Source organism: Bacteriovorax sp. BSW11_IV (assembly GCF_000447755.1).
In the GTDB taxonomy this organism is placed as follows: Bacteria; Bdellovibrionota; Bacteriovoracia; order Bacteriovoracales; family Bacteriovoracaceae; genus BSW11-IV.
Map to the genome: position 1 here is coordinate 34,277 of NZ_AUNE01000011.1, position 13,316 is coordinate 47,592.

A 13,316-nucleotide genomic window follows, 5' to 3' on the forward strand; every position below is an offset into this window, starting at 1 on the left:
TTGTCGGATGTCCTTAAGTGTTGCTTTAGAGATTACTAAACCAACATGATGGTCTAAATCCCTGATTTTCTGTACAAATCCAGTCTTCACTAAAAGGGTCTTTGTCGCAAAGGCCCGCTGAGAGGATGGTATCGATACGGCATTGAGGATCGGGATAGCTGTTGATAATGGTAAATTCGACGATACTGTGGCTTGGAGTATCAATAGAAATCATATTGGCCTCTGGAGACAAAAAGCTTAGAACGCGGGCAAAGCTTGAGGCCGCACGTGCAATTTGTTCACAGACATTTCTCATTCTCAAATTTTCTCCATGGGCCTTGGCACATAGTTCAAGAACAAAGGGAGAGAGAGGTGTGAATTCTTCAGACACAAAATCGTGAGAAAGAAAATAGCGCTTTAAGCACTGAGCGGCCGAAAAATAATCGGCCTGTCCTTCACTTGAGGCCCATGCATGATCTTTGATTGATAAGCGAGGAAGACCACCAAGGATATGGCCAACTTCATGACAAGCAGTGAAGGCCCAACCCTCCTTTGTCATTCCAGGAATTCTTGCCATACCACCCCAGAAGTTCAGAGTGAAATGTTGCTTATCTTCTCCCATCGGTGCCGCGGCCCAAGCAGAGAAGTAGGGTGTTTCCCAGTAAAGATTGAGTTGAGTATATCTTTGTGCTTTAGAAAATTCAGTCAGGTAAAGATTGTAAATTTGAGAAGGTATTAAAGCAAAGTTGGCTTCACCCACATTTGATTGATTTGGGTTATCAACTTCGATCATATACTTGGCCGGGTCTTCTTTGTCGTCATTCATGCAAAACGGGCATGCAAATGATGCAAGTGGAGAAAAAAGAGCTAAGAAAATCAAAAGTTTTGCCATGACGATGCCCTGTACGATTGATTGTTTGAGTTTTTTGGAGTGTAATACTAATAATTGGTCCTGTTGGCCTAATGTATAAATTTTATAGATAAAAAAAGGGGAAAATTGTGGCGAAGGTTGTCATTTTAAGCGCGACAAGCGGAAATAACTTCAAATTAGCAAACGCACTATGCGAAGAAGTCGTAAAGCATGGTGGTTTATGTGAAGTTGTGAATTTAGAGGAGCTTGATCTTCCCCTTTACTCACCAAAATCAGAGGCCAATGGCGTTCCTGATAAAGCAAAAGAATTAACTGCAAAAATTGCTGAATCACACAGCATGATTTGGGTTGCTCCTGAATATAACGGAAGCATTCCTCCTGTAATGAACAATGCCATCGCATGGGTTTCACGTGCAACTGAAGACTGGAGAGATGGTTTCAATGGAAAATTTGCAGTAGTGGCCACTCACTCTGGTGGTGGCGGAGATAAAGTTTGTGCAGCAATGAAACAAACGCTCGAACACCTTGGAACAGTTGTTCTTCCAAGAACGATTGTTACAACTTACAAAAAGGAACTTAATCCAAAATCAGCGGATGCAATTGTTACTCAACTTTTAAAGCATTCATAAGCTAAGGGTTTTCTATGTTAGAAGTGCAACTTGCTCGCATTAATAATATCTGTCTGATGATTATCGCGGCCTGCGCTCTAACATTTGGCCTTGTTTACACCAAGGCCATACTCATTCCTTTTGTTATTTCATTTTTTCTCTACGCCATTAGTAGTCCTGCCATCATGTGGTTTGAAAAGAAATTAAAGTGGCCACGCATGCTGAGTGCTCTTGCAACCATTATTTTATTTCTGGCTTGCATGAGTATTGTGACTATTTTTGTTATTTTCTCTTTGAAAGGTTTTATCGCGGGCGCAGATGTCTATATGGCCAAGCTCGTGAAATTTTTTGATGACGTCGTTTTTAGAATCGAAAGTTTTGGCATTGAAATCGATGAAAAAATTATTCGAGAAGAATTGTTAAATCTTCCTCTTCTAAGTTATTTAAAAAAATTTACAGGCTCAATTATGAGCTTAGTGGGCAACTCCACTCTTGTATTGATAATCACTTCTTTTTTAATTGCTGGAGAGGGTGTATCAAAACAAAGTCATGAAATGGTGACCCATATCCATAAACAAATCTCTCACTACGTTTCCGCAAAATTTCTTTTATCTTTTATAACAAGTTTTTTAGTTGGCCTTATTCTTTGGTTTTTCAATGTTGAATTGGCCTTCATGTTTGCGATTTTAACATTTATGTTAAATTTTATACCAAATATTGGCTCTATCATCGCAACTCTTATTCCACTACCAATTGTCTTATTGCAATTTGATTTCGGGGCCAAGTTTGTGTTTGTTTTAGTGCTAACACTTCTTGTTCAATTTATTATTGGTAATGTTGTTGAACCGAAAATGATGGGAGAGTCAATGGACTTACACCCTGTTACAGTTCTTATGTTTCTAATGTTCTGGGGCCTTGTTTGGGGCATTCCTGGTATGTTTCTCGCTGTTCCGATCACATCAATCATGAAAATTATTTTTTCAAAAATCGAGGCGACAAGATTTTTAAGTGAGTTGATGGCGGGAAGAATTTCTACTTAAACGCATCAATAATAACAAATTTCTTATTGCCTTCGACCATATCGACTTTTGAAAAAAGTCTGGCGAGTTTGATGTGATAACCAAGGTGGCGGTTACCGATGACTCTAAGCTGTCCGCCTTTTTTTAAAACTTTGGCGGCGTCATTAAACATCTGCCAAGCAATGAAATCACCGACAGTGTTGTTTTGATGAAAAGGTGGATTGCATAAAACGAGATCGAAGAAGTTTTTCTCGCCGTTTTCAAAGCAGTTTGTCCAATGAAAGAAGGCCTCATCACTAAAGTATTTTTGATAATTTTCTTTCGCACTTTTAATGGCCATGAAAGATTCATCGGCAAAATGAATATGTGAATCGGGATTTTTCATTTTGGCCTTAATACCAATAATTCCGTTTCCACACCCAAGATCGAGGATATTTTTATAGTCACGACTAGGAATATGCTCGAGGAGAAATCTTGAACCTTGGTCCAGTTTTTCACGACTAAAGACATTGGAGTGGTTAGAGAATTTTTCACTAAAGCCTGGCATTTGCACTTGAATTGGATAAGGAGAGCTCAACTCTTGTGGAACTTTTTCAATCGTCGAAAATAGAAGACGCGCTTTTTTCTTCGCAAGACTAGTCGTCACGGGACCAATGTATTTTTCAAGTAAAGTGAAAGCACTTGTGGGCAAGTGTTTAATCATGGCCGCACAAATGATCTTTGTTCCAATTGGGCAGACTCTAGAAATAGTAATAAGAAGATCTTCAAAATAAGACATATTTTTTGGCAGCTTGATCACTACAAAGTCGTATTCTTTATCTATATTTTGCAAATCATTAATGATTTTTGGTGCACTGATCTTATTAGAAAGACAGTTTTCTAGAATGCCTTTTGAGCTAACAAAAGAATCAGTGAAAATACTTTTCGTTATTTCTTTTAAACCTAAGGATAGAGCTCCGAAATTGTCTTCAATCACAAGAACATTTTGAGCGCTGCTTTCATTTTCGTGAAAATGAGAAAGAACGAGCTCATCGGACGCATCAAAGGGCATCAATGTTTCATTCTTTCTATCTGGGTAGCGTGAAAGAGAAAGAGTTTCTTGTGAGGGAAGAACTAATTTTTGCATTACTTCTTTTTCTTGTTAATGGCCTCTTCGTATTTTGCAATTTCTTCAGCAGAGATAGAGCCGCGATCCATTTTTTTGAATGTATTAAGAGCATTCTTTTTCTCTTCACAGTTGTGAACAGTACCGTCACCTTCAACAGGAACGTTTTTTCTTCCTTCTTTCATCCAAGTAATTTCTTTGTTGCAATAGCGACATCTGGCCATGGGTACTCCTGAGTAAACTTCACATTGAGTGCACTATTATCGCATAAAAAGGCCCTAATTGGCAGTGCTCTTTTGTAAACTGGGCTGAATGAGTAAAGTATTATCACTTGCCGACCAGGCCGTAAGGGGACCCCCATAAACACAGCCTGTATCTACTTGTAAAATTTTCTTTTCATGCATCCAATTGGCCCCTTCTTGAAAAGGAGTGTGACCAGAAACCATAATTTTAGTTGGATGAATAAAAAGATCTTCTTGATCTCTATTCCAAAGAAGCTCATCGACAATATCAAAGATATGATCGATATCCTCTACATCGATAATTTTACCATTTTTTAAATGGGGGAAGCTATGTTGCGTAACAAGGGCATGACTTAAAAAGTATTCGTCTTCTTCCAAATAAAGGGGAAGTGAAAGCATATAATCAATGAGGGTTTTATCGAAGTACCAAGTTGTAGGATCAAGGGGGTCTACTTCAAAGCTTTTTAAAGTTTGACTACCGCCTTGCATTGTCCAATTCACAATATGGGACTGAGCATAATCTTCTAAAGTGGGAAACTCCACAGAAAATTCACCACTCTTATAAGACTCGGCCAGTGAATGAAACCAGATGGGATACTTTTTTACATGGTCAAAATTCCATGGTGCAAAGTGGTGCGATATGACAAGAAACTCTTGTTCATGATTACCTAGCAGAGCAATATCTTCGCCATGGGTGGCAAAGTGTTCAACCACTTCAAAGGATTTTGGACCCCTATCAATAAGATCACCACAAGAGACCATGCGGATTTTATTTTTGCCAGCGTGTTCCTGACACTTTTCTCTCAGTGCCATAAACTCATCAAAGCATCCGTGAATATCGCCAACAATAAAATCCATAAAAAAACCTTTTTTCTTTATTATAGCATGATGTCATTGTACTTTATCTAGTATAACACTTTCTAAAAAGATGAAATTATAATAAATTTAAGATTGTTTACTCGTAAAAGGATAACGCCATGCTTGATGTTAAATTTATTCGCGAAAATGCGGATGCTGTGAAAGAGGCCTGTAAAGTAAAAGGCATTCAACTTGATATTGATAAAATGATCGATCTAGATAAAGAGATCGTTACTTTAAAGACTGAGCTTCAAGAGCTTCAAGCGCTAAGAAATGCTCACTCGAAAAAAATTCCTTCTGCATCTGCTGAAGAAAGACCAAAGTTAATCGAAGAAGGTAGAGAGATTGGTCAAAAAGTTGATGCTCTTAAGCCTTCTGTTCAAGAAAAAGAAGATGAATTAAAAAATATGCTGTGGTTAGTTCCACAAATTCCTTCACCAAAAGCGCCGCTTGGTAAAGATGATTCAGATAATATTGAAGTTAAAAAGCATGGTAATCTTCCAGAATTTTCTTTCAAGCCTCTTGACCACGTTGAGATTCTAGAAAAACATAGCTGGGCCGAATTCGAAAGAGTTGCAAAAGTTTGTGGGAGCCGTTCATATTCACTAAGAAATGAAATGGTTCTCCTAGAGATGGCGATGCATAGATATGGCCTAGAGAAACTTATGAAAAAGGGATTCACGATTGCATCGACTCCGGCCTTTGCTCGTGAAGAGGCCCTATATGGAACAGGACACTTCCCAACAGGTCGTGATCAAGTTTACTATCTTCCAGAAGACGATATGTATCTTTCAGGTACTGCAGAAGTTCAAATCAATAGCTTTCACACAGATGAAATTCTTTCAGAAGCAGATCTTCCAATTTTCTACGCTGGTTTTTCTCCATGTTTTAGAAGAGAGGCGGGAAGTTATGGCCGTGATGTAAGAGGACTTATTCGTGTTCACCAATTCCAAAAAACTGAGCAATATATCATTTGTAAAAACGATGCTGCTGAGTCTGAGAAATGGCACAAGATGCTTTTAGAGACATCTGAGGAAATCGTTCAAGATTTCGAACTACCTTATAGAATAGTTGAGTGTTGTACAGGTGACATGGGGGCCGGAAAGGTTCGCATGTACGATGTGGAGTGTTGGGTTCCTTCGGAAAATAAATACCGTGAAACTCACTCTTGTTCAGCACTTCATGACTGGCAATCAAGAAGAACAAATACTCGTTATAGAGATAACGAAGGTAAAGTTCAATTCTGCCATACATTGAATAATACAGCGGTTGCAACTCCAAGAATCTTGGTTCCATTTTTAGAGAACCACCAACAAGAAGACGGGTCAGTTCGCATTCCTGAGAAACTACGTCCATATTTGGGCGGTCTTGAGTTTATTGGTAAAAAATAAGAATATCCTCCCCGCATAATTGCGGGGAGATTATTGCTTTTCCTTTAGAATTTTTAAAATCCCCACACTTAATCTTCATTTCTGCTACAATAGTTCCAAAAGAGAGAATAAGGAGATTATCATGCTCTTTAACGATAAGAACTTAGTGGCCATGTTTCACGGAGATGAAGATATCTTTCTAGAAATTAAGGCCGACTTCATTAGAACCTATCAAGAAATGGTCGACCGTATTAAAGATGCGGCCAAGCATAATGATGCAGATGAATTACAGATTTCGGCCCACACACTTAAAGGTGTGTTGAGTACATTCTGTGCCGAACCCATTAAAGAATTGGCCTTTGAACTTGAAACAATGGGTAAGGAAAAGGTGACATCAGGCGCTTTAGAAAAAACTCTCGCTCTTGAAGTTCAGATGAAACAATTAATAAAAGAGTTAGAGAACTTTGATTCTAGTTCAATGAAATAGGAGACCTCTATGAGTAATAAAAAGGTCCTCATTGTTGAAGACGATATTATTTATTCAAAGTATATGTCTTTAGGCCTAGAGAAACGCGGTTTTGACGTTGTCGTTGTTCGCGACGGAACAGAAGCGTTTGAAGAAGTTGAAAAAAACACATTTGATCTCATTCTTCTCGATATTCAGCTTCCTAAAATTTCTGGAGATCTTGTTCTTACAAAGCTGCGTGAAACCTATTCTCCATTTGAACTTCCTATTATTATGATTTCGGCCATGGATCATACATTTGATGTTGTGACTTATTTAAAGCTTGGGGCCAATGATTACATTATTAAGCCTACTCATATTGAAGTGGCGATAGCCAGAATGAATACCCAGCTTGATCTTGTTGAATTGAATAAGAGATCGTTGGAAAAAACTGAACTTGAAACTTTGAACTCGTTGATTATTACTTATAATCATGAAATCAATAACCCTCTGACTGTTGCTCATGGCATGATTAATCTTGCTAAGAATAAAAAAGATTTCGTCTATTTGGATAAAGTAGAAGAGGCGCTTGAAAGAATCGCTGGAATCGTTAAAAAAATTAGTGAGCTTCAAAATTCAGGCGGTGTTTCTAAAGTGGATTATCTTTCTGGGCAGAAGATGATTAAATTGAAATAGTGCCCTTTATTTCAATTAGGCCTTCGCCGGCCGATTGAAATTCAAAGATTTTAAATTTTTTTAAGAGTCCAATCATTGGTGTGTTTGTATTATTCATAAGACCAGTGATGTTTTTTATTCCAACTTCTTTGGCCCTTTTAATGATTGCTTCCATTAGAATGGAACCAATTCCTTGGCCTTGATATTTATCTACAATTAAAATACCAAGTTCTGCCGTAGGACCATCTTTTGTCAAACGAACAAGACGTGCAACTCCTAGACCTTGCGCCTTAGGTTCACGAATGCAAACACTATAAGCAATATGGTTGTAATCGTCAGGGCTCGAATAGAAATCGAGTTCCTTAGGGCTTAATTCCTTCTTTGGGCCAAGGAAACGTTGTCTCTTAGTTTCTTCAGACAGGTGCGAGAAGCCTTCTAAGAAAAGGTTTTTGTCCTCTGGGCGAACCATTTGGAGCGTGGCCTTTTGGCCATTTTTCAAAGTGACTTCTGTAATGTCCATTTAATTAAGGTAACATACTTTTCTATAATTTTGACACTTAAAACCTTTCTTTCTACACTCTTAATAAGATCTTATTTTTAGGAGTATTTTGTGGCCGAACAATATTTTACCCTCAAGAAAACAGCAGAGATGTTTGGTGGCCTGCATCTCAAGGAGAGAATTGAGGAACTTGAAGAACAAGGCGTTCTTCCAGAATCAAAGCGATTTCGCTCAGGTGCCCTTTTTCGCAAAGGTTGGGACGTTAATGAAATGCCCCTTATTGGTGAAAAGCTAGGTTATTTTAAAAAGTTTGATAGGCCTCTTGCCATTTCTGTTTTTACAACAAAAGGTGGGGTTTTAAAAAGTACTCTTGCACTAAATATAGCCCGTACAGCGGCCTTGCACGGACATAAGGTTTGTGTTGTTGGCCTTGATATCCAAGGTGACGTAACTACGGCCCTAGGATTTGAAAATGATCTAGATAATCAACAAGATCTGCTAGAAGTCATTGAGAAGTTAAATAGAACAAAAGGTCTTTCGGACTTTTTCAATAATCAAGTTCGTTTAAGTGAAACAATTAGACCGACAGATCTTTCTAATTTATTTCTTATTCCTGAAACTCCAGAACTTGTTGCTTTAAATGATTCTTTAAGCAATATCAATCGTCGTGAGTTTTGGTTGAAAGAAAAGGTAATCGATGCCCTTAAAGAGCACTTTGATCTTGTTGTTATGGACTGTTCTCCAAACTGGAATAAGCTAACAACAAATGCTCTTGTTGCTTGTGATATTTTAGTGTCACCGCTTGAGTGTAAGATTAACAATTTTAGAAATTTCAAAGTCTTTAGACATTTTTTGAAAGAATTCAAAGATGAGATGAGACTAGGCTTTGAAAATATTTTTATTCCTACTCGTTATACAAAAAATAGAAAATTATCATTAGATATTCTTGAGTGGTACCGCGCTAATGTAGAAGGTTGTACAGAGCACGGTGTTCGTGAAAATATCTCTGGTGAAGAAGCGACGGCCCTAAATCTTTCCCTCAATGAACACGTTCCAGGTCAGGAAGTGGCAAAAGAAATGAGAGAACTTCTAAAAGAAGTACACGGTCGCATTGTCAATTATTGTGAGTTTTTGCAAAATAGACACGTTCAGGATAATGATCAAGCATTTAATTACGTGCCGCCCAAAGGTGAGGCACAAAGAAATTCTTGGATGTACTAATACCGAGGAAATGATATGGCCTTAAGTTTAGGTGATATTCAAAAACATAGTGAAAAGGGCCGTGCTACTCGCACGGAACTTAAAGAGCGCGTTCTTAGACCTTGGGAGACATTCGACCAAAGGGGTTTACAGACGCGCACCAATCAAGCTCAAGAGGCCGTTAAAAGGGCCCGAGAAATTGTTGAGAAGAATAATCTCATGGTCGATCGCTTACGAGAGGGCCATGTAAATGAAGAAGTAGTTAAAAATATTGAGTTTTCCCATGAGGAACGTATGAAGCGTTTTGAGGATGAGGCAACAGAATTTATTGTCGCCCCCATTCAAGTCCAAAAGGGAAAGGGATTATTTTCATTAATCAGAGATGTTTTTACTCCTTAATGCCATTAATTCTTGAAAATTTAACAGCTTAGTGTAGAACCTCACATAATGTGAGGTTTTTTTATGCAAGAATTTAAGTCTGGGCAACGCTGGATTAGCGAGGCCGAACCTGAATTGGGATTAGGTATTATTACTGATGTCCAATCTAAAATGTTAGTTGTTGAATTTCGCTCATCACAAACACACCGCTCTTATGGAATAAAGACGGCCCCTTTAAAAAGAGTTGTTTTTAAAGAAGGCGAAGTCATTCATCACGGCGAACAAAATGAAAAACTAAATGTCGTTGAAGTAAAAGAAGTCGATGGGCTTTTTACCTATGTGACAGAAAGTGGAGAAATTCACGAATCTGATATTTCACATCATATTAGTTTCAATAAACCTCATGAAAAATTATACAATGGGCTTATTTCAACAAATGATCATTTCAAATTAAGAATTGAAACTTTGAAACATGTTGAGAGCTATGAAGGAAGTGATGTTAAAGGTCTTATTGGTGGTCGTATGTCACTTCTTCCTCATCAGTTCTATGTGGCCAAGAAAATTTTAAAAGAGCCTCTACCAAGAGTTCTACTTGCTGATGAAGTGGGACTAGGAAAGACAATCGAAGCAGGTCTTTGTATTCAAAATTTACTTAAAACAGGCCGTGCTTCAAGGGTTCTTGTTTTAGTTCCTGATTCACTTGTTTATCAATGGTTCTTAGAGATGAGAAGAAAATTTAATCTCTCATTTGCGACAGTGAATCAAGAAACTCATATCGAAGAGGGAATGAATCCATTTTTTGACAATGAACTTGTTGTTGCCAGTCTCGATCTTTTAAGAGGAGCACAAAAGGCCAGAGACTTTTTAAATGTTTCTGACTTTGATGTTCTTGTTGTTGACGAGGCCCACCAATTAAAGTGGACTAAAGAAGGACCTGATCTTGCCTTCTCAATCGTTGAAGAAGTGGCCAAGAGAGTGCCTATGGTCTTTTTGTTAACGGCCACTCCTGAGCAATTAGGACAAACAGGACACTTTGCTCGACTAAAGCTTTTAGATGGCAATAGATTCTATGATTACAAGGCCTTTAAAAAAGAGTCTGAGCACTTTCATGAAATTGCACAGATCACTAAAGCAATTCTTTCAAATACAGCTTTGTCACCTGAACATAGTGCCTTGTTAACAGATTTAGGCGTTGATCAATCAAAAGATAAAGAAGAAATCCTGTCAGATCTATTAGATCGTCACGGAACAGGAAGAATTCTTTTTAGAAATTCAAGGGCCAACCTTGCTGGAGATTATGACTTCTTTCCAAAGAGAATGCTGAAGGGTCATGCCATGAATGCAAAGACAGAAGGCTCTTACAAAGAAGTTGGATTAATTGATGGGCTTTTCTATGAGAAGGCCATGTGGCTTTGTGAGTTCTTGCAAAAAAATAACGATAAAGTTTTATTGATTTGTAAGTCTAAGTCTAAAGTTATTGAGTTAGAAAAATTCTTAAGAGAAAACGTCTCTAGTATTAAAACAGGTGTTTTTCACTCTGATCTTTCCTTAATGGCCCGTGATAGAGGTGCCGCTTACTTTGCTGACAAAGATGGTGCACAAGTTCTTCTATGTACTGAAATTGGTAGTGAAGGGCGAAATTTTGAATTCTGTCACCATCTCGTATTATTTGATCTCCCGATTTCTGTTGACCTTCTTGAACAGAGAATTGGTCGTCTCGATAGAATTGGTCAAAAATTTGATATTAATATCCACGTACCATACGGGGTGGGAAGCTATGAAGAAGTTCTTTATCGCTGGTATCATGAAGGTTTAAATGCCTTTGAGAAAAACTGTAAAGTTGGTTTAGAAGTTCTTTCAAATGTAAGAGAAGATCTGATCAATGCTCTTGAAGGTAATGGGAATCTTGATGAACTGATTGGTAGAACTTGTGAAATTTCTTCTGAGCTTGAAAAGAAACTTGAAGAGGGAAGAGACCAGCTAATTGAGTACAATTCATACAATCACGATGAAGCTTTTAAAATGATCGCAAAATTGAAGGCCTGCGATAAAGATCATTCACTCCAAGATTATTTAGAAAGTGTTTTTCATCACCTCGGTGTGGATTCTGAAGATCTAGATCCTTTTACAACATATATTCATCCAAGTGATAATATGCTTCTGCCACATTTTCCTACCCTCGATAGTGACGGTAAGAGAATGACTTTTGAAAGATCAATTGCACTTTCAAGAGAAGATGTGGAGTTCATGAGCTGGGACCATCCAATGGTGTCAGGGGTTATTGAACTTATTTTAAGTGAGGGTGTTGGGAATATGTGTGTGGCCCAACGTAAAGGGGGAAAATCAACAGGTAAGGTCTACCTTGAGTGCTTCTTTGCTCTTCGTTCATTAACTAGAAGAGGATTGGATACTGCAAAATATCTTCCAACCCAAACGATTCGTGTATTAATCAACCCGCAAGGTGAAGTGTTCACTGATAAGTGGTCAAAAGATATGCTAGATGATCTTGTTGAAGATGCTAGTGCAGATAATAAGAAAAAGGCCATGGGCTTTCCTCGCGATAAGGTTGAAACCGTATTAGAGAAAGCAAGAATGATTGCTGAAGGTGAAGCAAATAGTGCTATAGCAAATGCAAAAGAGTGCGCCATGAAAGAGCTTGGAAACGAGATTCAAAGGTTAGAAAATTTGAAAAAACTCAATCCAAGTGTTAGAGACTCTGAAATTGAGTTTTTGAAATCGAATTTACATGAGACTTTAGAGTTGATTGGAAAGTCGGAAATTACTTTCGATTCACTAAGAATTATTATTTAAGTTTAGTAGGGGGAGCATACTTTTCTAGCTCCCTCTCATTAAAGCAATTTATGATTCTTTCACCATAAGTCTTTTTGATTTCCACAAGACCTTTTCCGTAGATCAAGTCATTAAATGCAAGTTGACATTTTTGACGAGAGTAGACGAGATCTCTTTCCATACAATTTTCTTTAAAGACTTTCCCATATGAAGGGAGTCCTTTAAAATCTTTCATCGCAATTTCTTCACATTCAAAATCACTAATAGTTTCTGTTTTTATACAGCTTGAAAAAAGTAGGTGTGCAAATACTAAAATGATAATATATGAAAGCTTATTCAAGTAATCCCTCGGCCTCTAGAACTTCTTTAAACTTGTTGATAAGTTCAAGAGAGTAGTTACCTACTTCATCGATCGTCATATCTTTAATAACGGCCTTGGGACCTTTATCGCTAGTGATGAGTCTTTTGTCATAGTTATTTACAAGAGAGAGAATCTCTTCAGACTTAGATAGTTTTGACTTCTTGTTAGGGCCATGACCACTGAGAACTTCTTCGTGATTGATAACAAGATCAATAATGCTTTTTGTAACCCAAGGCTTGTCTTTTAGTACAGAGATGGCGTCTTTAACGTGAAAGTTATAAAGTCTTTTATCATCATTCGAATATTGCTTTTTATCTTTTTTGAATAGGTCTTGCTCAGATTTTTCTAGCTTTGCAATCCCAACATCATGAATGAGTGCCGCAGTTGCAATATCATCAACTTCTTTGTCTTCTAATCGACACTTCTCTGCAAGCTTAGTGGCAAGCGCCGAAACGTTTAGCGAGTGTTTAATAATTAGATCAGCATCAGATGCCTTCTTTCCAAAAATTTTCTTTAACGCATCGGGATTATTAGCAATGACCTGACGTAAACTTTTCGCAGCATTTTGAGTCATACGATATGAACTCTCACTTTCTGGATCTTTTTGCATTCTTTCTACGGCCGTTCCACAAGCTCCTTCAACGAGATTTACTTTTTCATCAGTTGTGGCCGTGGGTGAATTCATCGTTTCATTGAGTAGTTGATCAAGAAAACGTTGATAATTAGGTTCGTCTTTTTCGGTAATATAGAATTTTGCAATTTTTTGTTTTTTAAGTTTTAGATACTTTTCATCTTCAATCGCCGCACCACGATTTGTGTAGCAAAGATATGTTTCTTTAAAAAAGATATATAAATCAAAGGGAAGCTCTCTACCAGGTTTAACAGTAGAAATTCTAAGTGGTGTGTATCCCATTAC

At 37.7% G+C, this 13,316-nt stretch carries 15 protein-coding genes; 8 read left to right on the plus strand and 7 right to left on the minus strand.

Annotation, left to right across the window (positions count from 1 at the left end; genetic code table 11):
* Positions 1-25: 25 nt before the first annotated feature.
* Positions 26-871: a hypothetical protein gene (locus M899_RS04390; RefSeq protein ID WP_021270244.1), complete on the minus strand. Its 846-nt coding sequence runs from the start codon at positions 869-871 to the stop codon at positions 26-28.
* 107 nt (positions 872-978) lie between these two features.
* Between M899_RS04390 and M899_RS04395 the strand changes: the two genes are divergently transcribed.
* Positions 979-1,479 carry an NADPH-dependent FMN reductase gene (locus tag M899_RS04395; RefSeq protein WP_021270209.1) on the plus strand — a complete coding sequence of 167 codons (501 nt, stop codon included), beginning with the start codon at positions 979-981 and terminating at the stop codon, positions 1,477-1,479.
* Between the two features lie 14 nt (positions 1,480-1,493).
* Positions 1,494-2,498, plus strand: coding sequence for an AI-2E family transporter (locus tag M899_RS17495; protein ID WP_021270171.1), 1,005 nt, complete (start codon positions 1,494-1,496; stop codon positions 2,496-2,498).
* Here the strand turns inward: M899_RS17495 and M899_RS04405 are convergent.
* From M899_RS04405 to M899_RS04415, 3 genes are read right to left on the minus strand one after another with little or no spacing between them, the layout of a single operon-like run.
* Positions 2,491-3,603 (minus strand): methyltransferase, encoded by a 1,113-nt coding sequence (locus tag M899_RS04405; protein ID WP_021270166.1) that lies wholly within the window; start codon positions 3,601-3,603, stop codon positions 2,491-2,493. The two genes, M899_RS17495 and M899_RS04405, sit on opposite strands and share 8 nt — an antisense overlap.
* Positions 3,603-3,806, minus strand: coding sequence for a hypothetical protein (locus tag M899_RS04410; protein WP_021270257.1), 204 nt, complete (start codon positions 3,804-3,806; stop codon positions 3,603-3,605). Before M899_RS04410 ends, M899_RS04405 begins: the two co-directional genes overlap by 1 nt.
* A 54-nt stretch (positions 3,807-3,860) precedes the next feature.
* Entirely contained in the window at positions 3,861-4,682 is an 822-nt protein-coding gene (locus tag M899_RS04415; protein WP_021270189.1) for a metallophosphoesterase, read from the minus strand.
* Positions 4,683-4,801: 119 nt separating this feature from the next.
* Here M899_RS04415 and serS point away from each other — a divergent pair, with 119 nt between their 5' ends.
* The 3 genes from serS (at position 4,802) to M899_RS17500 (ending at position 7,193) form a co-directional block, all read left to right on the plus strand.
* Positions 4,802-6,073: a serine--tRNA ligase gene (gene serS, locus M899_RS04420; RefSeq protein WP_021270253.1), complete on the plus strand. Its 1,272-nt coding sequence runs from the start codon at positions 4,802-4,804 to the stop codon at positions 6,071-6,073.
* Between the two features lie 121 nt (positions 6,074-6,194).
* Positions 6,195-6,539, plus strand: a complete 345-nt coding sequence (locus M899_RS04425; protein ID WP_021270235.1) for an Hpt domain-containing protein — start codon at positions 6,195-6,197, stop codon at positions 6,537-6,539.
* A 9-nt stretch (positions 6,540-6,548) separates the two neighbouring features.
* A complete protein-coding gene (locus M899_RS17500; protein ID WP_021270169.1) occupies positions 6,549-7,193 on the plus strand; it encodes a response regulator transcription factor in 645 nt (214 codons plus the stop codon).
* Here M899_RS17500 and M899_RS04435 read toward each other — a convergent pair.
* Positions 7,180-7,692: a GNAT family N-acetyltransferase gene (locus tag M899_RS04435; RefSeq protein ID WP_021270243.1), complete on the minus strand. Its 513-nt coding sequence runs from the start codon at positions 7,690-7,692 to the stop codon at positions 7,180-7,182. The two genes, M899_RS17500 and M899_RS04435, sit on opposite strands and share 14 nt — an antisense overlap.
* A gap of 90 nt (positions 7,693-7,782) precedes the next feature.
* On the opposite strand from M899_RS04435, the gene M899_RS04440 reads away from it, so the two are divergent.
* From M899_RS04440 to rapA, 3 genes are all read left to right on the plus strand, one after another.
* Positions 7,783-8,892 (plus strand): ParA family protein, encoded by a 1,110-nt coding sequence (locus M899_RS04440; RefSeq protein ID WP_021270265.1) that lies wholly within the window; start codon positions 7,783-7,785, stop codon positions 8,890-8,892.
* Positions 8,893-8,907: 15 nt separating this feature from the next.
* The gene (locus M899_RS04445) at positions 8,908-9,270 is read left to right on the plus strand and encodes a hypothetical protein (protein WP_021270181.1); all 363 of its coding nucleotides are present in this window, start codon (positions 8,908-8,910) and stop codon (positions 9,268-9,270) included.
* 63 nt (positions 9,271-9,333) lie between these two features.
* Complete coding sequence (gene rapA, locus M899_RS04450; RefSeq protein WP_021270210.1) at positions 9,334-12,060, plus strand: RNA polymerase-associated protein RapA; 2,727 nt, start codon at positions 9,334-9,336, stop codon at positions 12,058-12,060.
* On the opposite strand, the gene M899_RS04455 is transcribed toward rapA, so the two are convergent.
* Together M899_RS04455 and M899_RS04460 are read right to left on the minus strand one after the other, a co-directional pair.
* Positions 12,053-12,379: a hypothetical protein gene (locus tag M899_RS04455; RefSeq protein ID WP_021270247.1), complete on the minus strand. Its 327-nt coding sequence runs from the start codon at positions 12,377-12,379 to the stop codon at positions 12,053-12,055. The genes rapA and M899_RS04455 overlap by 8 nt on opposite strands.
* On the minus strand, positions 12,372-13,313 hold the full coding sequence (locus tag M899_RS04460) for an HD domain-containing phosphohydrolase (protein ID WP_021270185.1): 942 nt from the start codon (positions 13,311-13,313) through the stop codon (positions 12,372-12,374). Before M899_RS04460 ends, M899_RS04455 begins: the two co-directional genes overlap by 8 nt.
* Positions 13,314-13,316 lie beyond the last annotated feature (3 nt).